This window comes from Metabacillus rhizosphaerae (assembly GCF_037201795.1).
Lineage (GTDB): Bacteria > Bacillota > Bacilli > Bacillales > Bacillaceae > Metabacillus > Metabacillus rhizosphaerae.
In genome coordinates, this window is sequence record NZ_CP147403.1 from 3,583,632 (window position 1) to 3,608,693 (window position 25,062).

Genomic DNA, 25,062 nt, shown 5'->3' on the forward strand with positions numbered 1-25,062 from the left:
CATTAGTTATTTGGTGAGGAGAAATTTGCAGCACTATAATACGTTATATAATGTTCTAGACTATTCAATAACATAAGGTCATTTGAAAGGGGTGATTGTTTACTAGAATACTTTTTTACAATTTTTTAATGGAATGTTTAGAAAACGAAAAGATCTGAATAAAGATTTCAAGGGGGTAATGAAATGAAACGTTGTTGGGGGATCATGTTAAATGTTTTATTGATATTATCATTAATCGTAGGCTGTTCATCTAATTCTACTTCCTCAGATGATGGTTCGTCAGAGGATGGAAAGGTAACATTAACATTTTTACACAGATGGCCAAATGAACCATACAAGACGTTTTATAACGATGTGATTGCTCAGTTTGAAAAAGAAAATCCCAATATTAAAATCCAACAAGTGACAGCATTAAATGATGATTACAGACAGAAAATCAACGTCATCTTAGGGAATGACAATCCACCAGACATTTTCTTTACCTGGGTAGGAGAATATGGAGATAAGTTCATTAGGGAGAATATTGCCTTAGACATTACAAAATATTATGAAGAAGATAAAGAATGGTCTGAACAGTTAATGGCAACAAAGCCATTTACTTATGAAGATAAAAATTACGGTGTGCCTCTGTATACAGATTCGAAGGTCTTTTACTACAACAAAGAGATGTTTGCTAAATACAATTTAACACCACCTGAGACTTGGACTGAGTTTATTGATCTATTAAAAACGATAAAAGCGAAAGACGAAACACCGATTTTATTAGGAAATAAATTCCCATGGGCTGGAGGACATTATATTACATCTCTGAATCAACGAATGGTGAAGCCTGAAACATTAGCTAGTGATAATACGTTTGGCGAAAGTGAGTTCACTGATCCGATGTATGTAGAGGCATTAAAGAAGTTAGACGAACTTCAACCATATTTTAATGAGAATACAAACTCATTGGGGCATGAGGAAGCGCGAAACTTCTTTTTAAATGGAGAATCTGCAATGATCTTCCTTGAAACATTTGAGGCACCTTTTATTGAGGAAGCTGAGTTTGAGTGGGATACCTTTAAATTCCCGACTGTTGAAGGTGGGGAAGGAACACAAACAGGTATCATCGGTGCACCAGAAGGATTTATGGTTTCACAAGCATCTAAACATCCAGATGAAGCAATGAAATTCTTGAAATTCCTTACGTCAAAGGAAATCGGCGAAAAACTGATGACAGAAGCAGGTATGCCAAGTGCGGTAATAGGCGCTGTAAATGAAAACACAGCAACTGATATGGAGATTAAGCTAACGAATATGATTGCAGAAACAGATGATATTTTAAACTGGTTAGACAACTCTGTTGATTCAAGAGTCGCAAAGCCTTATATAGAAGGTGTTCAACAAATGCATGCGGGAACAGCAACTCCTGAGCAGGTAATGGAACAGGTTCAAGCCGCAGCTAAATCCATAAAGAAATAAGAATCAAAAGCGCAAGCGCCCGCTTAGCGACGTATGGACTGGACTGAGCCGTAGGAGATAAAGGAAACACGAAGAGCACAAGCGATTCGATGTTGACTTATCGTACAGAGGTGAGGGAAGTCCACTTCTGCTTTAGTGCTGGAGCTGGATGCAAAGCGCTCATACTAAGTACAAGAAATATACATTTTCCTAAGAAGGTTACAAAACCGTGTTGACTAGCTTCAACCCTAGTCAACACACTACTTAAATCTATTTGTAAAGGGATGTCATATATGATCCAAAAACGATTTTTTCAGTATTTGTATTTAGCCCCGGCGTTTCTTTTACTCCTTCTATTTGTCTATTACCCGATCGTAAAAAATTTCTGGTTAAGTTTTTTTGAGTGGAGTCCATTTTCACCAGAAAAAGAGTTTATCAATATCGCAAATTATACTCGTCTTTTTCAAGATCCTATTTTTTATACGGCATTAAAGAATAACTTAGTATTTGTTGGAACATCCGTTGTTTTCCAGGTTATTGGTGGGTTAATCTTAGCTGCGATCCTTGAGGACATCATTTTCAGGAGATTTTCGACCTTCCTAAGAACCGTCTACTTTCTTCCTGTGTTAATTTCGATGGCTGTTATCGGGATTCTCTTTCAGTATATTTATAATCCTGAGATTGGCTTACTCAATGCCTTTTTAACGTTAATCGGGCTAGAGTCACTCGCAACGGGCTGGTTAGGAAACCATGAAACCGCGATGTATGCTGTAATTGCTGTTTCACAATGGCAAAATATTGGCTGGGCGGCGATGCTCTATATTCTTGCACTGCAAAAGATTCCGCAAGAGCTATATGAAGCCGCAACCATTGATGGTGCGAACAGAGTCCAACGCTTTCTAAATGTAACCGTGCCACAGTCGAAGGAAATGATCTTCGTTATGTCTGTGTACACAATAACTGGATCATTCTTAGTGTTTAATGAAGTATTTGTTCTAACAGTCGGCGGTCCAGCAAATGCCACCCAAGTATTTAGTACGTATTTATATCAAAAGGCGTTTATCGATAGTGAGTTAGGATACGCTTCAGCAATTGCAAATGTCATGTTAATGATTACGTTAGTTTTTTACTTATTTCAAGCGAAACTATTTAAAACAGGGGAGGAGTGAGGAAATGAGTAACCTTCAAAACCAATCGACTGACCTACAATTGAATGCAACCATTCTTCCTGAAAAGAAAAAATCGAAACTTAATGGAACAACGATTGGAGCCTTCTTCGTCTCCATCCTTTTGTTCCTCTACTTTGTCGCAATTGCATACCCGTTATTTTGGATGATTATTAACTCATTCAAAGACACAAAATCAATTTTTACAAGCAGTTGGGCAATGCCTGAAAAGTGGCTTATTTCAAATTATGTGGAAGCATGGAACATCGGAGTGTCAACGTACTTCTTAAATAGTGTGATTGTCACCACGTTAACTTGTCTCTTTACCGTTTTATGTGGAGCGCTTTGTGCTTATGCGTTAGCTAGATTTCAATTAAAAGGGGAAAAGTTCTTCCTATTGTTTGTATCTGCAGGGTTAATGTTTGCTCCACAGGTCGCGCTTATTCCACTTTATGAACTAACGCAAAATCTAGGAATCTATGATACGTACTGGGCACTTGTATTACCTTTTGTCGCCTATCGGTTACCGCTATCGATTTTGATTATTCGCGCATTTTTTCTATCGATTCCAAAGGAACTTGAAGAAGCTGCGCGGATCGATGGCTGTAATAGCTTTCAAATATTCTATAAAATTTTCTTGCCAATTAGTAAGCCAGTTATCTTTACAACGATTATTTTAGCTGCTTACTTCGCATGGAATGAAATCTTGTTCTCCGTTCTCTTTATTCAAAGTGAATCTCTTAAACCGATCACAGCTGGTTTATTAGTGTTCAGAGATGCATTAAGAACTGATTGGGGAGTGTTAATGGCAGGACTTGTGATGTCAGCCATTCCACTTATCATCCTGTTTATATTCACACAAAAGTATTTTATCAGAGGATTAGCCGCAGGAAGTATAAAGGGTTAAACACATAGAGAGCTGAATTGTCCTCTCTTTACTAAAGGCTATTTTTTAAGAGACTATTTTTTTTGAAATAGGTTCTTTGCTAAAAACTGTATAAGGTTGATTGGAGCGGAAGTGCGAGACTCCTGCGGGAGTAGCGGGACAGATGAGACCCCGCAGGCGCTTTGCGCTGAGGAGGCTCATCGCCCGCCCCGCGGAAAGCGAGCAACTGGAGAGGAAATCAACCACGCTGCACAACTTAGTAAATAGCAACAAAGTTTACGAAAACAGCCTTACTAATAAATTTTAAAAGTTGTTGACTGAATGATTGGAAAGGGTTACATTATATATAACGTATTATAATGTATTATAACCTAGAATGTTTTCAAACTCCTTTCTTAGATAGTGAGGAGAATGATAATAAAAAATGGGAGTGAGAGAAATGTTGAATTTTAATCCGGAGAAATACTTACAGGTTACAAGAGGGGCAGTAGCACTTAGAAGTGTGATCGAAGAAATTGTTGAAAAAGTGAGTCAACAAGAGTACAAGAATATTTTTTTACTAGGATCTGGTGGCGCTGTTGCGACTTTTTATCCGTTTGAATATATGATCAAGTCAACATCATCAATCCCTGTTTATGCTGAAATTGCCGCTGAATTTGTTGTGATGAACAATCAACAATTTAGTGAGAAGTCACTAGTCATCCTATCCTCACTTTCTGGTACGACAGAGGAAACAGTTGCCGCTGCAAAGTATTGCAAAGAAAAAGGCGCAACAACAATTGGAATCACAGGTGAATACCATAAGCCTTTAGCTGACACAGTTGATTATCCAATCGTGAATTATGCGGAAAATGACTTCGCGGGTGATTCAAATCAATTAATTCTCTCGTTCTTAATTTTTAATCTTTTGCATAAAAAAGGTGACTTTCCAAAATATGAAGCATTCGCGGAACAACTAGAAGCACTTCCAGAACTATTACTAGGTGTAAAAGAGGAAGCTGATTCAAAAGCATGTGAGTTTGCGGAAACGTATAAAGATGAGCCATTTCATATTTTAGTCGGAGCAGGAAATACGATGGGACGTGCCTACTCCTATGCGATGTGTGTACTTGAAGAAATGCAATGGATTAAAACAAAATCAATCCATGCCGCTGAATTCTTCCATGGAACATTAGAAATTGTTGAAGAAGACACAAGTATGATTTTACTTAAAGGCGAAGACGAAACCCGTCCTTTGATGGAACGAGTTGAACGATTTGCAGAGAAGTATACGAAAAAACTAACAGTGTTTGATACTCAAGATTACGAGTTAAAGGGGATTGTTCCTGAGTTTCGAAAATACTTATCACCGATTGTGACCTCAACTGTTCTTCAACGTGTGAGCGTTCATTTAGAAGATAAGCGCAATCATTCGTTAGAAACGAGAAGATATTATCGTAAAGTAGCTTATTAATCGGTAGTTATGAGGAGGTAAAGACTCTGCTAACGATTTGGTATAGTAGAGTCTTATCAAATGTAGAGTTTTTCTTAGAAAAATGTTTACTTTTTATCGCAAACTACACTATGATAAATTCAATTAATAGAGAGAAATTGAAGGGTGGGGGCAGAATGAAGTTACTTGCTATAGGTGACAATGTCGTTGATTATTATGAAGATCGTGAAGAAATGTTTCCAGGTGGAAATGCCTTAAATGTTGCTGTGTTTTGGAGACAAAACGGTGTTGAGGATGTCTCTTATACCGGGATTGTCGGCAATGATGAAGAGGGTGATCACATTATTGATTCTTTGATAAAGGAAGATATTAACGTATCACGTGTAAGGAGAGCCATTGGTCCATCAGGAGTTGCTGTCGTCACTTTAGACGAAAATGGGGACCGGAAGTTTGTTGGTTCAAATAAGGGTGGTGTTCAATCGCTTCTTAAACTGACATTTTCTGAATCTGAACTTGATTACATAAGTAGCCATTCACTGCTCCATACTAGCGTATTTAGCCGGTTGGAAAGTGAACTACCATTGCTAAAAAAATATATTAATCTATCATTTGATTTTTCAACTACGTATGATGATGAATATTTAGCCCAAGTATGCCCTTATCTTACATTTGGTATTTTCTCTGGCGGTGATTTAACGAGAAATGAATGTGAGGAACTAATAGATAGGGCTCACAATTTGGGTACACGTAATGTTCTTGTCACGAGAGGGGAAGAAGGGGCATTATTCTCTGATACACATAATTTATATGAACAAGGGATTGTCGAGACAGAGGTAGTTGATACATTAGGAGCAGGCGATACTTTTGTTGCAATCTTTTTGAAGGAATATTTAGTAAAGCCTGATGCAAAACAAGCGATGGCGATTGCTGCAGCTGTGGCGGCCGAAACATGTAAACGCTACGGTGCGTTTGGATATGGTAAAAAGAAGACGATCAGAGATGTTCCACTATTTAAATAAGCAATTAAAGATTTCTTCTACTAGAATGGATATGAGGTTGTGAGAGTAGAAGGGGTCTTAGTATAAGTAGTTTCGATACAATTGAAAAAGTCAAAAATAACAGTGCAAATTAACTATGCAAACGCTTGGATTCCTGAACCCAAGCGTTTTCGTTTTGCCTACAGGGACATGAAAAGAGTGAACCAACAAGAGTTTATGCTCAATTAAGTGGGAAAGTAAGGCACTAATTCTATAGTCAATACTGTTAAAGATAGATATTATGAGGAAAGTTTTAAAAAGAGCGCAGTCTTCGAGCGCTCTTTTTGAAATGAGGCCATATTGTTGAGATACCATTTTTAGGAAATTATGATAAAATTAGTGTGGGTATGTGATTAGAAGGTCAACTGATTTACTGGGAGGAATTCTTATGAATTTGTATAAAGACAAAGGAAATAGCTTATCCCAAAAAATAACTTTACTATTCCTTGAAACAATTATTTTAATTATAGCCGGGTGGTTTTTATTTTTTCAGGGTGGACAACAATTACATAAATGGATTGGGTGGAGGTTTTCAGAAGGTAATAATATACGAAATACTATCTTATTTATTTTGTTTTTAATTGTATATGGGCGTATGTATGTTACAATATTTTATCTATTAAAAAGAAAAATGCCATGGGGGGAAGCCTTTACTATCCCTTTAGCTTTTTCGTTATATTATATTGGTTTTTCACTTTTATCTCTAACAACTAATAAAGCTCTAACATTACTAGATATAATATATATTTTTCTATTTTTATTTGGTTCATTTCTTAACACCTATTCTGAACTGCAACGGAATAAATGGAAAAAGAACTCTGATAATAAAGGGAAATTATACACCAATGGGTTATTTAAATACTCCATGCATATAAATTACTTTGGAGATCTAGTTTGGGTAACAGCTTTGGCCTTATTTACCAGAACACCTTGGGCGTTGAGCATACCGATAATTTTGTTCTGCTTTTTTGCTTTTTATAACATACCCATTTTAGATAAGTACTTGTCAGAAAAATATGGAAGTCAATTTGACAAATATAGAAAGGTTACCAAAAAATTCATTCCATTTATTTACTGAATAATATTTCCCTAGAACCCTTTGCTTACACAGCCAGTCTGTCATTAAATCTACATCCTGCAGAGTAGCTTCGCGAAATCCGAAATAGGTACGGATTTCCGAACGATGATAAGTATTGGTACGTCCGGTACAATCATATTCAGAAAATATATCGGGATTCATTTCTAGCTGCTTAGCTATATATTCTATAACTGTTTTAGGTATCTCTCCTTTGGTATGAGGGAACCTGGCTTTATATTGGAAAAACTTAAACATGACAGCAAAACCGAGTTTTGTGTTTCCCCTTTTTAATTGAATCAACTCTTGTTCATCAGGCATGAGAATAAAGTGATCAATTAACTCATCTATTTCCCAATTTCTTTTCAACTTTTTTCCTCCCTTTGTAGCTTTCGATACAGAGTCATACGGGAGATACCAGCCTTTTCAGCAGCATCTGATCGGCTCATCCCCTGGTCTATGAGATATAGAGCGTAGTTGATCTTTTCCTCGTCTGCTTTTGGCCTTCCAGGAAATTTTCCTCTTTTTTTGGCAGCTAAAATGCCTTCCCTTGTTCGTTCGGAAGTAAGATTTATACTAGATTGGCAGACAAAATATTACTTTTCACACCAGGTAACATAAATGGTCGTTTTTGTTACGGTGGTTGCATAACAAATTCTACTTTATAAAAAAGTAGTAAAGTTAAAAGCTCCAGTTACTCTATTCCGCAATCGGGCCATTTAATAGAATAAGAAAGGAAATATTAGAAAGTAAGTAAATCGAAGCTCTAGTTTTTCAATAAACGAAGTTAGTGGCAAAAGCTGTGTATCTGTGTATAAAAAAGAGAGGTTATGATCCCATGCATGATTCCTGTAGGAGCGACAATCCGTGATGTAGCGAATTTTTATCGCTACATACTTGGCTAAAGGACAGTTTAGATGAGGAAGGGGTTAGAAGAGAACATATGTATGTTCCATTGAAACTAGTAATATGAGTTCAAGTCCCAACCACCCTCAAACATACAGTTATAATATTTGAATCGTATTTTGTTTCAGAAACATGATTATTTATCATTTGTTCCAGTTCTTTTTATTTGAAAAGATACTTTTGTATTAATATTTATTTGAGGATATTTGTCATACCACTCTTCATCTGTAAGTTCGGAGTACATTCTTTTACTTTTCAAAACTCTCCCAAAACCTACAGGGTCTGCTTGCATAGTTTTTAATTTTTTCATTAAATTATCTAGTTCATTTTCCATGTAATTTGATATTTCTTTTTCTAAGAATTTTACATTTTTATTGTTTAAAGAAAGGTCTTCAGACATTTCATATATGATCATAGATCCTGAAAGATTTACGTTAAAATCATTTTTTTCTATCGAAGAGAATGTAACGTTACCATTTGCTCCTATAGGTTGAACCATTATTTTTAAATAATCATCCTTCATTTCTTTAGTTGAAATATAATTTTTCTCTAAATGACTCTTAGGAATATTAATTTGTTGCAATCCGATTATGCGCTTAGGGTTATGGATCATTTTAAGATAGATACTTTCGTCATTAGAAATTGACCCTACCATTTTATCCTTTTTGAACACAGCGACCTCTTTAATATAAGGTGAGGTTTTTGATCTAACAGTCACTACAGGTAAAGTTGGATCAATTCCAACTTCATAATACAGGGACAAAAAATCATGTAAAGTACATTGTGTAAGCTTTTCTCGTTTTAAATGTTTTTCAATGAGGCGATACAAGTAAGTACCTATATCTGTAAGATCTTCATGATTTTTGCTAGTAATTATAGACTCAGATGATGGTTTACTAATAATTAAATATAAAAGAGAACCGATATTGCTATCTCTTTGAAACGTATCTAGAAGAGACTTGATCCCTTTTTCTCTTGCTAACTCTTCATTAAAAATGATAGAACGAAGTTGCCCAGAACTAATATCATGACTGGTCTTATTCTCGAGTGATTGGCGTATATTTTTACTAGAACCGTTTACAGTTGAAATAATTTGGCTAGAACTTTCCATATTAGGATCAAATTGTAGTAACGATATTGTTCCTTTAATTTGATTATTTTCAATTAAGTCAAAACCTATCGCTGTTGAAACTCCTTGCTTTTCTAATATTCTTTCAGGTAATACACAACTCGTAAGGATAAAGCAACTTAATATCAAGATAAGTAAACGCATGACATCATCCTTTTTCTAACCGTTCTTTTTTTTTGAAAAAAGTTACAATATATAAAAATAATGGATAACAGAACCACAAGTAAAATCCTGTTAATGCGACTACATCAATAAAAGTATTATTTTCAACTCTTTCGGTAACAACAAAACTTAATATCCATAGAATCACACTAATGATCCAGACAGCATATTTCTGTTTAATGCGAAAAACATCTTTTAGTCCTCTAGTAGCAATCCATAAGAAAAGAGCAAGATTTGGCAGAATAACTAATATCCAAAAGGATATAGCAATATATTCAAATCTTTCGACGAAAGGAAATTTAACAATGCTAAGCATTGTTAGAGAGGGCCAAATTGTTTTCTCAAGTTGAGAAGGACTAAAATAAATAACTGAAAGTAATGTTACCATACATACCAAACAAGTAGTGAATACGACTGCTAGTTGCGCAAAAAAATGGACTTTATTTTTCTCTTTTATAAAGGGATAGATGAAAAAAAGCGTTTCGAACCCCAACATCGTATAGGTTGATCTAAAAATCCCTCTACTTAATTCTGTTAGATTAGAGTTAAAAACTGGGGAAATTCGAATCCATTGAACATGATCTAATGGTTGATATATTACAAACACAAGCCAAATAGTTAATAAAAATGTTAAAAAACATATACCTACAATAACTCTAAATCCTCCCATTACTGCATATACTGAAATAAAAATCAATATAAAAGAGACTACCCATTCATATATACCTTCATATCCCCAGCTAAGAGCCATTTCGATATAGCTGTTCATAATAGAATAATAAGCAATAATGAAGTAAATTGTTAGAACAAAGTTAAAGAGTTTCCCTATTTTTTCACCAAATACAGTACAATGAATTTGATATAAGTCTTTATTTTCAAAACGGGATAAAATTTGAAACATAACCCAAATCAATAAATTGATTATAATTCCTGCGAATAAAACAACAATCCAAGCATCTTGTTTTGATTCTAAAAAGAGAATTCTTGGTACACCTATAATACCAACACCAATTTGGGCGGTATGAATAATAAAAAAAACCATATAAGCATTGATCAATGAAACCTTTTTCATCTGCACACTTCCTAAATGTCATCTAAATCTTCTTTATTACTTGTCTTCCAAGATAGCCGCTGCTTATCAATTGGTCTATTTGAAGTTGCTCTGTTTCTATAAAAGTGCTGTGGCAAACGAAAAAATGCATATTTTAAGTCTTCAATCCGAAGAGGATAGAGAGGGGAGAGAAACGGTCTCCCTAACGAAGTTAGTTTAAGTAAATGAATGAGTAATATACATACTCCAATCATTATTCCATTGAACCCCCATGCTCCTGCTAACAAAATCATTGGAAATCTAAGAATTCGTAAAGCTGTTCCCATTTCATAACTAGGGGATGCAAAAGAACCTAATGCACTTAAAGAGATGATAATAATTAAAATATTGCTAGTTAATCCTGCCTGTACGACAGCTTGGCCTAGTACTATTCCTCCCACAATCCCCATCGTTTGTCCAACTTTGGAAGGTAATCTAGCCCCTGCTTCTCGTAGTAGTTCCATCATAAATTCTAATATTAAAGTTTCAAGTAAAGGCGGAAAAGGAACTTTAGCTCGAGATTGACCTATATTGAGGAGTAAAGAAGAAGGAATAAGTTCATATTGATATGTTACAGCAGCTACATAAAACGCTGAAAAAAAGATGGAAGAAATCATTGCAAATATACGTAATAGTCTTAAAGTTGAACTTAAGAACCAACGTAAATATATATCTTCTGTCGATTCAAAAAAACTAAAAAATGTTGATGGACAAATAATAGAAATTGGGCTTCTATCTACCAAAATCCCAATTTTACCTTTTGTTATGGAATACACAAATCGATCTGGAAGTTCTGTCATTACATATTGTGGGAAAAAAGAATAAGAATTATCATCCAAAATTTGAGCTAATACAGAACTATCCATGATATCATCTATTTCTATTTCATTTAGACGTTGTCTAATGGTTTCAACATCTTCCGAATTAGCTACATCTTTAATATAGACGATTCTCACTTTCTGTTTCACGCGATTCCCCACAACAACTTCTTCTGTACATAAGTTATGATCGTTAATATTGCGTCTAACAATTTTGATATTGGTGGACAGTGATTCAGTAAAGGATAATTTTGGACCATATACTAACGATTCTGTTTCAGCTTTTTCTAATGCCCGTTCTGTTGTTTCTGCAGTATTAACAAGAATTCCCTTTTGCTCAGAAGAAAAAAAGAGATATGCATATCCTTTGATTAATAAAGAAGTAACTTCATTTATCTCTTTTGCTACCTTTACTTCCTCAATCGGTATATTTTCACTAATATATTGAAAATGAATTTGTTGACTAGGCAATTGAGTTAAATACTCAATTATATGAGTATTTAAATATTCTGTTTCAACTAAATTATTTAGAAAAATAATTTGAAGTGTATTATCTTTCGAATTCAACTCTCTCAATTTTAAGTCCGGAGAATTGTTTAGTTTTTTAACAATTTCATCATAATTGAAAATAGTTTGATCACTACTATCAAATTTTTTCACTAATAACACTCCATGTTAGTAATTATTATTTCTTTATCATGTTTTGCCCTAATTTTACAAAAAGATGATTTGTTATTTAATTTTGGAAATAATTTTACCAAAAATGACATTATATCTCCCGAAAATTGGTGTAACAAGAAATTCATTACTATATAGGATATTTATGGGAATAATTGCATGTTAATTTCTTAGAGGTAACAATAGTAAATCTCGCAATTGCTTTTTTTTGATTAGCGTTACATTCGTTTGAGAGAATATTTTAATTTTTGTCATACTTGGATTGATTAAACATATTTTTGTTTGGACGGAAAGGGAATTGCAGGTTTTACAAACTTAGATTTCATTATATACAGTATCTTACTAGTAGTTGCGGTTTTTCTTTAAGTTTAAATTTTGATGTAATAGGTTTAATCAATGGTACCCAATAGTACAAATTTTATCAGAATCACTTGGTATAGGCTTTATGATAGCCAATAGCCAAAGGTCTTTTTCAAGGGTTAATGAACATAGCGATTATGGACGATTTTTAAAAGTGATACTATTATTTTGAAGTCTCTTTGTCATGCCTTCTTTTAGTGTAAAATTACTTATGAATTAATATTAAGCCAAAAGTATTGACTTATATTAGCTGGTATTCTGTAGCATGAATTGCGCTCTTTATTTTTGTATCGGGACATATAGTTTAATAAAGGGATTTAGTAAACAACTTTTTTTGTCACGTAATTTTTGGTTCCATCATGCGTGCGTCCTCAAATCAAAATTCATGTGTGTCCATGACTGTCTTTGTATCTATAATACGGTGAATGGGCTGTCTCAGCTTATTTTATTTCTGCATTATATTGGATGGCACGCCTAATTGCTTCCTGCATACTGAAAGTCTCTGCTTACTCCTCCTCTTCATGAGGAACAAGCCAGTCACGTGCATAAATTTGAAAGTCCATTAAAATTTTCCCACTTATAATCGTTCACCCAAAGGTGAGCCTGTAATGTATATCTAAACATTTCCTTCGTATTCCAAACGTATACTCCCTACACAGTTTGTACATGTTAAGAGAAAAACAAGGGAGGGATTTAGTTGGAGTGGATTTTTGGTCTATATCTATTTAATGCACTATTTATGTTATTCATAGCAATTTGGGAAGTACGTAGGCCTGCCAAGGCATTGAATTGGATAATAATCGTCTTTCTATTGCCAGTCATTGGTTTATTGCTTTATCTTAGCATATCAAACCCTAAGTTTATTCATCGAAAAAGATTGACCTCTTCTAAAAATGAATCTAACAAATTACCTGAGACATTCGGTGATTCAGCATCGGTAATTGCCGGTGCTTTACGGAATTTAACTGTGAATGGGCTTCGAATGGGCCAAGTCCAAGTGTTTAACAATGGAATAGCAAAATATGAACAACTCCTTGAATCCCTGAAAAAAGCCCAAAAAACAATTGATCTGGAATATTTCATATATCGGAATGACCAAATTGGAAATTGCATCACAGAACTGCTAATCAAAAAAGCATTAAATGGAGTGCAGGTTCGTTTTATGAGAGATGGCTTGGGGAGTTATAAATTCCCGCGTAAAAAAATCCAGCAGATGGTTGAAGCAGGGATAGAATGCAGGACAATATTTCCTTTACGGTTTCCCTGGATCTTGTCGTATTGGAATTATCGAGATCATTGTAGAATTGTCACAATCGACGGAAAAATAGCTTTTACTGGATGCATGAACGTAGGATATGAATATACAGGATTGAAGCCTGACGTTGGCTTCTGGCGGGATACCCATTTGCAAATCATAGGAGATGCATTGGTCGATTTGCAGACTGTTTTTGATGTTCATTGGAATATGGCTGTGCCGGAAAGGATAAAATCAAAAACAAATCGGAAAACAAAGTCTGATGTAATCAATCCAATCGGCAGAGAAGATCATGTCAGGTGGTCAGCCGAATTGGGATCAGAGTTGAGCACCCTAAATTATAATGAGATAAACATATCGCCAAAAACAAGGACATTTCAAAAAGCGTATATCCATACGTTGGAAGGAAACCCTGGAATTCCCACCCCAGTTATACGTCAAACTTACTTTATATGTATAACACAGGCGACTAAGACTATTGATATAACAACACCCTATTTTGTACCAGAAACAGATATTATCATGGCATTAAAGACAGCAGTAGCACGTGGTGTGCGCGTAAGATTGCTGGTTCCTCTCCACAATAATCAAAAAATCGTGGACATTGCAAGCCGCACTTATTACGGAGAACTTATAGAAGCTGGAGTCGAAATCTACCAGTACAACAAAGGAATGATACATACGAAGGTGTTGATCATCGATGAGGAAATTGCAGAAGTAGGCTCAGCAAACTATGATATGAGAAGTTTCCGCCTGAATTATGAGGTGTGTCAAATCTTGTACAGTGCTGATGTGGCGAGGGAACTCACAGAGCAGTTCGAACGCGATCTTACTGATTCTGTACCATTAAGAATTGAAGACTTGCTGCAACGATCCCTAACCGAGCGCATTATTGAACAGGGTGCTCGCCTGCTTTCTCCATTATTATAAGTTGATGTATCCTGTTTTTATTGTTCTATCTTAAATCTAGATTTAAAAAATTTCATTGGCTTTAAAATATTTCTGATTTATTTTAAAAAAAGTCGAAAACCTGTGTTAGAAGAACTTCTATCGTGGTTTTTTTATTTACGATGGTAATTCATTACTAAAAAACGGTAATCCTAAAAAGACAGCTCAAAGTGTTTGAATTCAAAAATATCTGTTATTTTTTAATTTAAATATAAGGGATGATATCAATAGATAATATATTTGAAAATTTTAAGGAAATACGTTTATTAGAGGATAAACTGTACCTTTTAGAATTAAATTATTGGCTAAAGAATGAATTTTTAACTTGGGAATGGTGGATATTAGTTGGTTTTTTAGTTGTGCCTTGGATTATATGGTCTAAACTCGTTAAACGAGACATTATTTTAGAAATTTTGTTGTTTGGTACCATAATTATCATAACAACAACCTTATTAGATGTAGTTGGCTTACAATATAGGTTTTGGGATTATCCAATTGCATTCCTACCTATTATTCCTAGGGCCTTTCCCTTTGATTTTTCAATGATGCCTGTAGCTTACATGTTGTTATATCAATATTTTAGAACATGGAAATTTTTTGTAATCGCACAAATCACTATGGCACTCACATACGCCTTTATTGGTGAACCTTTTTCCGAGTGGGTCGAACTTGTTTATTATTTTGAGTGGAGATACAGTTATTCATTCATATATTACATCATCGTTGGTATTGGAACTCGAGCTTTAATACTAAAACTAGCCTCTTTATCTAAACTTCAAGATCTTACAACTAAGTAAATTTTAAATTGGAGGAAAAAACTTTGGAAGAAGTTAATATTGGTTTACTGACGATCAAAGTCATAGTAGGTTTTGTCACCTTATTTTTTATGATTATCATAACAGGCAGAACATCCATCTCACAGTTCACCCCGTTCCACTTAGTTTTTGTGTTAATACTTGGAGATTTTTTAGGAAATACCATTTATGAAGATAAGTTCACTTTTTATATGCCTTCGGATTGTGGACGCTTCTCATGTTGAGGAAGGTATTGTGGAGAAGGATTTAATTCCCTCAAGACAATGGAATAAACCAACATTATTTAAAAATGTTGATATAAATAAAGTCGAAACATTTATCGATGTGGAAGAGGTTGGATTCACAATTTTCAGTAAGAATTGTCTATTTAACTAGCCTAGGAAAATTTCAAACTATATACCCGGTGATTACTCACTTGATATTAATAGCAGCGATCTCTAACGTCTTTGGCTAAAAGTTGAATTGTATTGTTATTCAATAATCGGGCGCGATTGTTTAAGAAAATTAATATTTTAAACGACTGTATTGATAAGGCTTCCTTATTAAAAAATTTAACAACTTTAGTTTACTCCCATCCAAAACAGGACGGGGGTATGCGTGTTAGAAGTATTAAAACTTAAACAACTTATTATTATAACCTTGACATTTCCTTATTGCGGGTGGTGTCAGCTTCGCTGGTACTACCCCATATAGTGGAGCTTACAAAAGAAACCATTTATCTAATGAATAATCAAGCCACTCAACATAACGTAACAGTCGATTTTCAAACAGGTTTAAAAGAAAATTTACATATATTGATTGATGAATCACAGATTAAACAAGTGCTCATTAATATCATAAAAAATGCAATCGAAGCCATTGATAATGGTGGAAACATAAACGTTTCTCTTGCTCAAGTTAGTCATTTAAATGATCCTTACATTGAAATTGAAGTAAAAGATGATGGTAATGGGTTGACTGAAGAGCAATTGAAGAAACTTTTTACCCCATTTTATTCTTCGAAAGAAAAAGGGCTGGGTCTTGGATTATCTATTTGCAAACAAATTATTGAATCTCATAGAGGTAAAATGGAGGTATCCTCGTTAATAAATGAGGGCACCACTTTTAAGATTAAACTACCGAGATAACTTAACTTGTCCAGTCTTGAGGATTGAAGGAGATTATATAGTGCAGGAACGAATTCATATTGTCCTAGACTATATATGTAAAAAAATTCTTATTGAGCTGCCTTTACAAAAAAGTACCCTATAGGTAGACATTAGGCTTCAAATTTGATTAACGAAATGGGTGCTATCCTTCGACAAGTAGTTGTTTTTATAGTAGTGATAGTTCCTTTATACCATAGGTTGAATTTATTCTATATGGGATAATAGTGAGTGATGGATTTGCAGCGATTCCATCTATCTATTATTAAATAAGGATATAATAGTAGAGTCTGTATTTGTCACAGAAAGTATGAAATTATTGATAATAATAGATTCATTAACAAAGTTAAGATCAGGAGTGAAATGATAGTGGGTTGTTTTGGATCTATCTTTAGGTTTATGTTTTTTGTACTATGTACTCTTGTCATTGTTTGGTTCGGAGGTTTGTCAATTGTGACCTTCTTCTCTGCTTTGTTTGGAGAAAGCTGGATTATTTTCTGGAAGGTATTTGCGGTCTGGATTGCAGCAAATTACGGAATTGGCTGGCTGTTTGAAGTTCGCTGGAAAAATGATGATACGGCGGGGGAAGGCTGCTTTGCAACTTTTATTTATTTCACTAGTATACTTATTTTTAGGGGAATCAATAAAATTGGAAAGATATTTAATAAAAGATAAACAGTCTTTCTAGTTCCCAAAACGACAATACCTATCTTATATGTTAAAAAAGAAGGAGATAGCTCAAATCAATAATCTATGGATTGAGCTGTCTGGATTAAGAATCAGTATAGAGAGTTAAACATATTTTCAATCTCTGCAGTGCAGCGACGAATTTTTGCTGCATGGATGGCTACCGGGTGCATGACTTCAAGAAGGGATAATTCAACCAGTTGCCAATTTAGTGAACCTATTGAATTTAATGTTCTAGAATGGTTATTTAAATACTTATGCTAATGAGTGCGTTGATCCAAGAAGGATTAACGCTTTTTTTGTTGAGTGCAAGAAGGATTTTCTATATTTAATCCCCAACAAGGGTAAATTAACCTAAAGAATTGTAAGAGGTGCTTTATGAAACAATTGGTTTTGGTGATTTTATAGTCTCTTTATTAGTCCTTTTTCTTCAAATTTAAATGCTATTACTATGCCTTGTAGCATGGTTTTTTAATTCAATTGATAAAGAACTCAAAAATGCAACAGGATTAGCTTTTGGAAAGAGTATATTTCCCATTACAATTATCTTGTTGTTTTTTGATTGATTAGGTATTATTACATAGGAAATATGTATCTGTTTCTAGTGTTTAAAAAGCATTCTCGGATTCAAATAAATAAAAAGTAAAATTGTATTATTCTCTTTATGAGGTGTAAAAGTGGAAAATGTTATTAATTCTTTGTCAGAATTTGTATTTTGGTATCCGTTAATTATGTCAGTGCTTTGGATTGCTGGTTCAAGTCTTTTCTTTAAGTTTCGTGAAAAAGAAGAATTTATAGACTTTGAAAATATTGACTGGCCATTGATTAGCATTTTGGTACCCTGCTATAACGAGGAAGAAACGATTGAAGAAACGATCCAGCATTTGTCTGGAATATCCTATCCAAAAAAAGAAATTATCGCAGTAAATGATGGAAGTACAGATGATACCTTTAAAATCCTTCGACAACTGGCTAAACAGCATCAAGATCTCAAAGTCATTGATTGCCAGGAGAATAGAGGCAAGGCAAATGCTTTAATAATTGCTTGTCATGCATCAAAAGCAGAGTACCTTATCTGCGTAGATTCTGATGCATTATTAGATCAATATGCAGCACATTACCTTATATATCATTTCCTACATAAGGGAGAAAGGTTAGGAGCGGTAACAGGTAATCCAAGAATCCGTAATCGTGATACATTGCTTAGTCGATTACAGATTGTTGAATACGCGTCAATTATAGGAGCGATTAAAAGAACACAAAGAATACTAGGTAAAATCATGACCGTTTCAGGAGTAGTTGTAGCATTTCGAAAAAAGGCTCTAATTGATGTTGGATTATGGGACAGAGATATGATCACAGAAGATATATCTGTTTCTTGGAAATTACAACAGCGTTTCTGGGACATTCGCTATGAGCCGCGTGCATTGTGTTGGATGCTTGTTCCTGAAACGATAAGAGGTATTTGGAAACAAAGAATTAGATGGGCTCAAGGTGGACAAGAGGTTATGATGAGAAATTGGCGGATTTTGTTAGACAGCCGCCAAAGAAGAATTTGGCCTGTATACCTAGAACAATGGGTTAGTCTGATTTGGTCCTTTTCATGGGTATTTGTTACATTATTCTATTTGTTTTCTGCAACTACGATTCAGCAGTTTTTTATTTGGATAACATTTTCGTCCTTTTCCCTTGTTTTTATGAGTCTTATCCAACTTTGGTCATCGATAAGAGTCGACTCAAAGTATGACAATATTACAAAGTATTACCTATGGGCTGCGTGGTACCCTGCTATTTACTGGATATTAAACGCTTTTATCGTCATGTTTGCTCTTCCAAAAGCGATTAAATCTAGATTGAAAGGTGGGTATGCAACATGGTCAAGTCCAGACAGAGGCAACAGAAAAGTGAGTTAATTATCCATACAAAAATTAATTGGTTAAGGGAATTGGTGATATCAATATTTTCAATTGTTGTCTGGTTTTATTGTTTAGGTGTTATTATCTTTTTTATTAGTGCCTTAATTGATTACAATGATCGCTATATCAGTCTTATAAAAACGTCTTTTAAAATGACTAACAGTGATATTCGTTCTTTTCTTTTTATTGTCTTCATTATATGGATTGTTTTTTATCTAGGGCTTTGGAGTTGGAAGCTGTACAATAAAAAAAGGTTTGGATCTTTAAATAGAAGAGTCTACCCTGAACATTCTACAAAAGAAGATCTTTTAAGCCTTAAGTTAATAAGCGAAAAAGATTTTGACTCTTTACACGAATCAAATGTCATTATATTTGAGAAAAATCCTATAAAAGATCTATATATAAGGTGATTTTATGAAAAAATATATTTCTGGTTTTTGTATAGTTTTAATCATTATTTTAGCTAGTTATTTATTATATAGTAATATTAATTTTTCTAAACCAGCTATGAGTTTCCCCGAAGAACTTGATACAAACGGATGTTTGGGCTTAAATTACCATCGTATACGTGAAGACACGCTACTGAACAAATCCATTGAATTCTTAACAGGCTCTGATGAATTAACAATGTATAACGTGTATGAAGATGACTTCAACAAACAAATGAAGCATTTGAAAGAACAAGGGGCTAAATTTCTCAACCCTGATGAGATCCAAGAAGCTCAAGAGGATGGGAAATTCCCTGAAAAATGTGTTTGGATTTCTTTTGATGATATTGACATTTCTGTTTATCGCAATGCATTCCCCATTTTGAAGGAATATGAAATTCCCTTTACATTATTCGTTATCGCAGGACAAGTTGGAAATGAATTTGGCAACTTAAACCTCTCTTCATGGAAGCAACTGAAGGAAATGGTTGATAGTGATTTAGCAACTGTTGGTTCTCATACGTATGACATGCATAAATTAGTAGATGAGGAGCCAATCTTTTTTAAGGAAGAAATGCAAAAAAAATTCGAAAAGGATCTTCTCTTAAGTAAAAAAACAATCGAAAAGAAATTAAACTTAAAAGTGAAGGATTTCGCTTATCCATACGGAAATGGTAGAGACGATTTAGCAGACTTGATTCACCAAAATGGATTTGAAAGTGCCTATATTCTTGCTCCTAGATCGATAACGGCTGATAACGATAAATACTGGATTAACCGTATACTTGTGAATGATGAAGTTTTTGAAGACATTGTGGATAAATGGATTGATTAATATGATTAATTATTGAAATAAAGTTGACTAGGAAAGATAGATATAGATCTTCGTCAATTGGATCTTTTTGAAAAACTAAGCAAGGATATTAATTCTTAATAAAAAGAGGAAATGAAAGAAAAGCTTTGATAGACCTATTCTACTTAACAATACCAAAGAAGATCCATCTCAATCGTTATAACAGATGGAGATAGCTCAAATCAATAATCTATGTATTGGTTTGTCTGGGTGAAGAATTAGTATAGAGAGTTTAATATATTTTCATTCTCTGTAGTGCAGTGACGAATTTTTGCTGCATGGATGCCCACCGGGTGCATTACTTCAACAAGAGGTAATGCACTTTTTTATTGAACTACAGAATGAGTTTAGTTGAACGAACAGGATTTGTTTAATGATTTATAGAAAGTCATATTAAGAATCAGTAAAGACAGTTCAACTTGTTTTCATACTCTGTGGTACAGCAACGAATTTTTACTGCATGGACGGCTAAGGAGCAGAACATCCAGAAGGGGTTATGCCAATCTAACAGGTAGTGGAACAAAGTAAAAACTTACAAGGGGGAAAATGATAAATTTAAAACAATTCGAACATTATATCAAAAGACTCTTTCATGAAGAGTTATTGGAAGAACTTAATGGAGATTACGGTTTTACTAATAAGTCTAATGACTCGATTTCTACTATTGGGTATGCTACTAATTTATCTATCGAAACAATTGAGAAAGCTGCTGAGAACAATATTGATTTAATGGTTACTCATCACGATGCCTGGGATTTTATTTATGGATTAAAAGAGGAATGCCTAAAGAAATTAAAAGAATACAATATCAGTCACTTCTGGATACACGGTCCATTAGACTTTATCGAATTTGGCACTTGTACTTCTCTTATGAATGTTATTGGTATTGACAACATTATTAAACACTCGGTCTATGATAATGGCGATGTGCCTGGAGTAGGAGTATTTAGTGAACCTATTGAATTTAATGTTCTTGTCCAAAAAATGATTGATAAGTTAGAGGAGCCGGTTAGATTCTGGAGAAATAACGATAAGATGGTAAAGAAAGTAGGAGTATTAACTGGTGCAGGACATTCTACAACCCATATAAAAATAGCACGTGAAGAGGGATGTGATACTTATATAACTGGAGAAGCAACTTTATATACTATTCAATATGCTAAATTTGTAGGGATTAACCTTTTAGTTGGCAGTCATACTTTCACAGAAATTTTTGGTGTAGAAAGTTTAGCAAATAAAATCCAAGAATTAAACAAGGATATTATAATTATAAAGTTAAAGGAAGATCATATCGAACTGAACCAGCAATAAAATGGAGAATAGATATTTAATTACTAAAGCGTTAAGAAAAATTAACGTTCTTATGTAAAAAATAGGTAATACCATTTTCGCTTAATTAGGAGGAAACAATGAATATAAGACTTTTGAATCCTTTAGATGCCGAGAATTATCGGAATATTAGATTAGAAGCTTTACAAAATAATCCTGAGTCATTCGGTTCAAGTTACGAGGAGGAAAAAGAAATTCCCTTAGAGACATATAAGAGTCGATTTCAATCGGATCAATCTTTTACTTTTGGGGCATTTGAAAATGAAAAACTTGTTGGTGTAGTTACTTTGGTTAAAGAAAATAAGCTCAAACTAAAACATAAAGCCAATATCTTCGCCATGTACGTTTCACCTAAAAAACGTGGTATTGGAATCGGAAAGTGTTTAATGGTAGAAGTAATTAAGAAGGCAAAAGATTTGAAAGGAATTGAGCAGATTTATTTATCTGTGGTGACAACAAATGAGTCAGCAAAAAAACTCTATTCTTTTTTGGGTTTTGAGGTTTTTGGTAGTGAAAGAAGAGCATTGAAATTTGAGAATACATATTTAGATGAAGAGCATATGGTTTTGTTTCTTTAAAAGCAATTGTTATTTAGGGGGCAGGTCATTTTGAAGTAAGAAGGACCATTTAATGAAAAAGAAACTGGGATTTGTGTAAAAGTATAGATGATATTCTGAAGGATTGTACTTAAACGAACTGAGCAGATGAGTGCAACAAAATAAATTTGTACTCTTCCTAATATAATTATAGCATTTAAAAAATGGTTAATATAGACTTTTTATTCTCATTTTCTACTGCTAAAATCAATAGGACATTAATGGTTAGGAGAGATGTAAATGAGTTCTTTGGTTCTCGGTTTTCAGGAAATGGAAAAATCTCAGCTATTGCTCGTTGGCGGAAAAGGGGTAAATTTAGGGGAATTATCAAAAATCCAAGGAATACAAGTACCAGAAGGATTTTGTATTACAACTGTTGGGTATCAAAAAGCCATCGAACAAAATGAAACGTTTCAAGCTTTGTTGGAACAACTAACAATGCTAAAAGTAGAGGATCGAGATCAAATTAGTGACATCAGCAGGAAGATTAGACAAATCATTATGGAAGTAGAAATTCCTTCCGATGTTGCGGGCGCAGTTACTCATTATCTCTCCCAGCTTGGCGATGAACATGCATATGCAGTGCGTTCTAGTGCGACTGCTGAAGATTTACCTCATGCCTCTTTTGCTGGTCAACAAGACACCTATTTAAATATCATCGGAAAAGAAGCAATCTTGCAGCATATCAGCAAATGTTGGGCTTCCCTATTTACGGATCGTGCGGTAATTTACCGTATGCAAAACGGATTTGACCAAAGCCAAGTGTACATATCCGTTATCATTCAACGGATGGTTTTCCCACAGGCATCAGGGATTTTATTTACCGCTGATCCAATTACTTCTAACCGAAAGCTACTATCAATCGATGCCAGTTTTGGACTTGGAGAAGCACTGGTCTCAGGCTTAGTCTCTCCCAATTGTTATAAAGTAAGGGAAGAGGAGATCACAGATAAGATAATTGCAACCAAGAAATTGGCTATCTATGGACGAAAAGAAGGCGGAACAGAGACAAAGCAGATCGATCCTGATCAGCAAAAGACACAAACACTTACTGACCAACAGATTTTAAAACTAGCACACATCGGAAGAAATATCGAAGCTTATTTCGGCCAGCCACAAGATATCGAATGGTGTTTAGTAGATGATACATATTATATCGTCCAGAGTCGTCCAATCACCACTTTATACCCCATCCCTGAAGCGGAGACCCAAGAAAATCACGTCTATGTATCTGTAGGTCATCAACAAATGATGACTGACTCCATGAAACCATTGGGATTGTCTTTTTTCCTGTTAACAACTCCTGCACCGATGCGTAAAGCTGGTGGAAGGTTGTTTGTTGATGTCACACAGCAACTGGCTTCGCCTGTCAGTAGAAACATTTTATTAAATGCTATGGCACAACACGATCCGCTCATGAAAGACGCACTTATGAACATCATTGAGCGTAAAGATTTTATAAAATCGTTACCAAATGATATTAAAGCACCGAATACCAGCAGAGGCAATACAGATATGTTGGAACAAATTGAAAACAATCCATCAATCGTTTCTGATTTGATTAATCGTAGCCAAACATCCATTGAAGAGTTAAAACAAAACATTCAAACGAAAAGACGATCAGAATTATTTGATTTTATTCTAGAAGATATACAGGTATTAAAGAAGATTTTATTTGACCCACAAAGTACAGCTGTATTTACGGCTGCTATAAATGCTTCATCATGGATCAATGAAAAAATGAACGAGTGGTTAGGTGAAAAAAACGCCGCGGACACGCTTTCTCAATCTGTACCAAATAATATTACTTCGGAAATGGGTCTAGCACTATTGGATGTCGCAGATGTGATTCGTCCATATCCAGAAGTAATTGATTATTTACAACATGTAAAAGATGATAACTTTTTGGATGAACTAGTTAATTTTAATGGTGGACAGGAAGCTAGAAACGCTTTCAATGCTTTTCTCAACAAATACGGAATGCGATGTGCCGGAGAAATCGATATCACGAAAACTCGTTGGAGTGAAAAGCCTATTACTCTTGTTCCCATGGTTCTCGGTAACATTAAAAACTTAGAGCCAAATGCTGGAAAGCGGAAATTTGAACAAGGGCTGCGTGTTGCTTTGAATAAAGAACAAGAGTTATTAGATCGATTGAAGCAATTACCGGATGGTGATCAAAAAGCTAAAGAAACAAAACGAATGATCGACCTAATCCGGAATTTTATCGGCTATCGTGAATATCCAAAATATGGCATGATTAATCGCTATTACGTTTATAAGCAGGCTTTACTGAAAGAAGCCGAACAACTCGTACAAACGGGCGTTTTCCATGAAAAAGAAGATATATACTATCTTACTTTTGAAGAACTTCACAGAGTCGTACGCACCAATAAACTGGATTACCAGATTATCAGGAAACGAAAAGACGACTACAAATTTTATGAAAAACTAACTCCTCCACGTGTTATCACGTCTGATGGTGAAATCATTGTAGGTGAATACAAACGAGAAAATCTCCCAGCCGAAGCGATTATAGGTCTCCCTGTTTCTTCCGGAGTTATCGAGGGACGCGCTCGTGTGATCTTAAACATGGAAGATGCTGATCTAGAAGATGGAGATATATTAGTCACCTTATTCACTGACCCTAGCTGGACACCATTGTTTGTATCCATTAAAGGCCTAGTCACTGAAGTTGGCGGACTGATGACCCATGGAGCAGTGATCGCACGTGAATATGGCTTACCAGCAGTTGTTGGAGTGGAAAATGCTACCAAACTGATAAAAGATGGGCAACGAATTCGCGTACATGGAACAGAAGGGTATATCGAAATATTGTAATTGCCGAATACGTCCAATAATTAATAGCAACGCTCCAATATTATCAGAGCGTGTCTCACTGTCCCTATCT

22 protein-coding genes and 1 pseudogene are annotated in these 25,062 nt (G+C 34.6%); 18 read left to right on the forward strand and 5 right to left on the reverse strand.

What is annotated here, in order from left to right; genetic code table 11:
• Positions 1–183: 183 nt before the first annotated feature.
• From WCV66_RS17490 to WCV66_RS17515, 6 genes are all read left to right on the forward strand, one after another.
• Positions 184–1,461, forward strand: coding sequence for an ABC transporter substrate-binding protein (locus WCV66_RS17490; RefSeq protein WP_338786301.1), 1,278 nt, complete (start codon positions 184–186; stop codon positions 1,459–1,461).
• A gap of 272 nt (positions 1,462–1,733) precedes the next feature.
• The gene (locus WCV66_RS17495; RefSeq protein WP_338786302.1) at positions 1,734–2,609 is read left to right on the forward strand and encodes a sugar ABC transporter permease; all 876 of its coding nucleotides are present in this window, start codon (positions 1,734–1,736) and stop codon (positions 2,607–2,609) included.
• A gap of 4 nt (positions 2,610–2,613) precedes the next feature.
• A complete protein-coding gene (locus tag WCV66_RS17500; protein ID WP_338786303.1) occupies positions 2,614–3,513 on the forward strand; it encodes a carbohydrate ABC transporter permease in 900 nt (299 codons plus the stop codon).
• A 418-nt stretch (positions 3,514–3,931) separates the two neighbouring features.
• Positions 3,932–4,945 carry an SIS domain-containing protein gene (locus WCV66_RS17505; protein ID WP_338786304.1) on the forward strand — a complete coding sequence of 338 codons (1,014 nt, stop codon included), beginning with the start codon at positions 3,932–3,934 and terminating at the stop codon, positions 4,943–4,945.
• A 155-nt stretch (positions 4,946–5,100) separates the two neighbouring features.
• On the forward strand, positions 5,101–5,943 hold the full coding sequence (locus tag WCV66_RS17510; protein WP_338786305.1) for a PfkB family carbohydrate kinase: 843 nt from the start codon (positions 5,101–5,103) through the stop codon (positions 5,941–5,943).
• Positions 5,944–6,349: 406 nt separating this feature from the next.
• Complete coding sequence (locus WCV66_RS17515) at positions 6,350–7,039, forward strand: methyltransferase family protein (protein ID WP_338786306.1); 690 nt, start codon at positions 6,350–6,352, stop codon at positions 7,037–7,039.
• Here the strand turns inward: WCV66_RS17515 and WCV66_RS17520 are convergent.
• The 5 genes and pseudogenes from WCV66_RS17520 to WCV66_RS17540 all read right to left on the reverse strand — a co-directional run bounded on the left by WCV66_RS17520 (position 6,968) and on the right by WCV66_RS17540 (position 11,801).
• Complete coding sequence (locus WCV66_RS17520; protein ID WP_338786307.1) at positions 6,968–7,405, reverse strand: DUF4158 domain-containing protein; 438 nt, start codon at positions 7,403–7,405, stop codon at positions 6,968–6,970. The genes WCV66_RS17515 and WCV66_RS17520 overlap by 72 nt on opposite strands.
• Positions 7,402–7,611 (reverse strand): annotated as a pseudogene (locus tag WCV66_RS17525) (helix-turn-helix domain-containing protein); the annotation flags it as partial. The pseudogene WCV66_RS17525 and the gene WCV66_RS17520, both read right to left, overlap by 4 nt.
• A 467-nt stretch (positions 7,612–8,078) precedes the next feature.
• On the reverse strand, positions 8,079–9,215 hold the full coding sequence (locus WCV66_RS17530; RefSeq protein ID WP_338786308.1) for a Ger(x)C family spore germination protein: 1,137 nt from the start codon (positions 9,213–9,215) through the stop codon (positions 8,079–8,081).
• Positions 9,216–9,219: 4 nt separating this feature from the next.
• Positions 9,220–10,305 carry a GerAB/ArcD/ProY family transporter gene (locus WCV66_RS17535; protein WP_338786309.1) on the reverse strand — a complete coding sequence of 362 codons (1,086 nt, stop codon included), beginning with the start codon at positions 10,303–10,305 and terminating at the stop codon, positions 9,220–9,222.
• A gap of 11 nt (positions 10,306–10,316) precedes the next feature.
• The gene (locus WCV66_RS17540) at positions 10,317–11,801 is read right to left on the reverse strand and encodes a spore germination protein (protein ID WP_338786310.1); all 1,485 of its coding nucleotides are present in this window, start codon (positions 11,799–11,801) and stop codon (positions 10,317–10,319) included.
• A 1,075-nt stretch (positions 11,802–12,876) separates the two neighbouring features.
• On the opposite strand from WCV66_RS17540, the gene WCV66_RS17545 reads away from it, so the two are divergent.
• From WCV66_RS17545 to ppsA, 12 genes are all read left to right on the forward strand, one after another.
• A complete protein-coding gene (locus WCV66_RS17545) occupies positions 12,877–14,364 on the forward strand; it encodes a phospholipase D-like domain-containing protein (RefSeq protein ID WP_338786311.1) in 1,488 nt (495 codons plus the stop codon).
• A 236-nt stretch (positions 14,365–14,600) separates the two neighbouring features.
• Positions 14,601–15,179, forward strand: coding sequence for a CBO0543 family protein (locus WCV66_RS17550; RefSeq protein WP_338786312.1), 579 nt, complete (start codon positions 14,601–14,603; stop codon positions 15,177–15,179).
• Positions 15,180–15,268: 89 nt separating this feature from the next.
• Positions 15,269–15,421 carry a hypothetical protein gene (locus tag WCV66_RS17555; RefSeq protein WP_338789477.1) on the forward strand — a complete coding sequence of 51 codons (153 nt, stop codon included), beginning with the start codon at positions 15,269–15,271 and terminating at the stop codon, positions 15,419–15,421.
• Positions 15,366–15,572, forward strand: a complete 207-nt coding sequence (locus WCV66_RS17560) for a hypothetical protein (RefSeq protein WP_338789573.1) — start codon at positions 15,366–15,368, stop codon at positions 15,570–15,572. The genes WCV66_RS17555 and WCV66_RS17560 overlap by 56 nt, the downstream gene beginning before the upstream one ends.
• A gap of 347 nt (positions 15,573–15,919) precedes the next feature.
• Positions 15,920–16,324 carry a sensor histidine kinase gene (locus WCV66_RS17565; RefSeq protein ID WP_338786313.1) on the forward strand — a complete coding sequence of 135 codons (405 nt, stop codon included), beginning with the start codon at positions 15,920–15,922 and terminating at the stop codon, positions 16,322–16,324.
• A 387-nt stretch (positions 16,325–16,711) separates the two neighbouring features.
• Positions 16,712–17,017 (forward strand): hypothetical protein, encoded by a 306-nt coding sequence (locus WCV66_RS17570; RefSeq protein ID WP_338786314.1) that lies wholly within the window; start codon positions 16,712–16,714, stop codon positions 17,015–17,017.
• A gap of 689 nt (positions 17,018–17,706) precedes the next feature.
• Positions 17,707–18,942 carry a poly-beta-1,6-N-acetyl-D-glucosamine synthase gene (pgaC, locus tag WCV66_RS17575; protein ID WP_338786315.1) on the forward strand — a complete coding sequence of 412 codons (1,236 nt, stop codon included), beginning with the start codon at positions 17,707–17,709 and terminating at the stop codon, positions 18,940–18,942.
• On the forward strand, positions 18,903–19,355 hold the full coding sequence (locus WCV66_RS17580; RefSeq protein WP_185653275.1) for a poly-beta-1,6-N-acetyl-D-glucosamine biosynthesis protein PgaD: 453 nt from the start codon (positions 18,903–18,905) through the stop codon (positions 19,353–19,355). Before pgaC ends, WCV66_RS17580 begins: the two co-directional genes overlap by 40 nt.
• 4 nt (positions 19,356–19,359) lie before the next feature.
• Positions 19,360–20,208: a polysaccharide deacetylase family protein gene (locus WCV66_RS17585; RefSeq protein WP_338786316.1), complete on the forward strand. Its 849-nt coding sequence runs from the start codon at positions 19,360–19,362 to the stop codon at positions 20,206–20,208.
• Positions 20,209–20,775: 567 nt separating this feature from the next.
• Entirely contained in the window at positions 20,776–21,537 is a 762-nt protein-coding gene (locus tag WCV66_RS17590) for a Nif3-like dinuclear metal center hexameric protein (RefSeq protein WP_338789478.1), read from the forward strand.
• A 98-nt stretch (positions 21,538–21,635) separates the two neighbouring features.
• Entirely contained in the window at positions 21,636–22,133 is a 498-nt protein-coding gene (locus WCV66_RS17595) for a GNAT family N-acetyltransferase (protein WP_338786317.1), read from the forward strand.
• A gap of 258 nt (positions 22,134–22,391) precedes the next feature.
• Positions 22,392–24,992 carry a phosphoenolpyruvate synthase gene (ppsA, locus tag WCV66_RS17600; protein WP_338786318.1) on the forward strand — a complete coding sequence of 867 codons (2,601 nt, stop codon included), beginning with the start codon at positions 22,392–22,394 and terminating at the stop codon, positions 24,990–24,992.
• Positions 24,993–25,062: the final 70 nt, after the last annotated feature.

Bases quoted from the DNA above. Each gene is read 5' to 3' on its own strand.
- WCV66_RS17585 (WP_338786316.1), top strand. From the start codon at position 19,360: ATGAAAAAATATATTTCTGGTTTTTGTATAGTTTTAATCATTATTTTA.
- WCV66_RS17490 (WP_338786301.1), top strand. From the start codon at position 184: ATGAAACGTTGTTGGGGGATCATGTTAAATGTTTTATTGATATTATCA.
- WCV66_RS17510 (WP_338786305.1), top strand. From the start codon at position 5,101: ATGAAGTTACTTGCTATAGGTGACAATGTCGTTGATTATTATGAAGAT.
- WCV66_RS17550 (WP_338786312.1), top strand. From the start codon at position 14,601: ATGATATCAATAGATAATATATTTGAAAATTTTAAGGAAATACGTTTA.
- WCV66_RS17595 (WP_338786317.1), top strand. From the start codon at position 21,636: ATGAATATAAGACTTTTGAATCCTTTAGATGCCGAGAATTATCGGAAT.
- WCV66_RS17555 (WP_338789477.1), top strand. From the start codon at position 15,269: ATGATTATCATAACAGGCAGAACATCCATCTCACAGTTCACCCCGTTC.
- WCV66_RS17530 (WP_338786308.1), bottom strand. From the start codon at position 9,215: ATGCGTTTACTTATCTTGATATTAAGTTGCTTTATCCTTACGAGTTGT.
- ppsA (WP_338786318.1), top strand. From the start codon at position 22,392: ATGAGTTCTTTGGTTCTCGGTTTTCAGGAAATGGAAAAATCTCAGCTA.
- WCV66_RS17535 (WP_338786309.1), bottom strand. From the start codon at position 10,305: ATGAAAAAGGTTTCATTGATCAATGCTTATATGGTTTTTTTTATTATT.
- WCV66_RS17495 (WP_338786302.1), top strand. From the start codon at position 1,734: ATGATCCAAAAACGATTTTTTCAGTATTTGTATTTAGCCCCGGCGTTT.
- WCV66_RS17505 (WP_338786304.1), top strand. From the start codon at position 3,932: ATGTTGAATTTTAATCCGGAGAAATACTTACAGGTTACAAGAGGGGCA.
- WCV66_RS17500 (WP_338786303.1), top strand. From the start codon at position 2,614: ATGAGTAACCTTCAAAACCAATCGACTGACCTACAATTGAATGCAACC.
- WCV66_RS17565 (WP_338786313.1), top strand. From the start codon at position 15,920: ATGAATAATCAAGCCACTCAACATAACGTAACAGTCGATTTTCAAACA.
- WCV66_RS17515 (WP_338786306.1), top strand. From the start codon at position 6,350: ATGAATTTGTATAAAGACAAAGGAAATAGCTTATCCCAAAAAATAACT.
- WCV66_RS17580 (WP_185653275.1), top strand. From the start codon at position 18,903: ATGGTCAAGTCCAGACAGAGGCAACAGAAAAGTGAGTTAATTATCCAT.
- WCV66_RS17560 (WP_338789573.1), top strand. From the start codon at position 15,366: ATGAAGATAAGTTCACTTTTTATATGCCTTCGGATTGTGGACGCTTCT.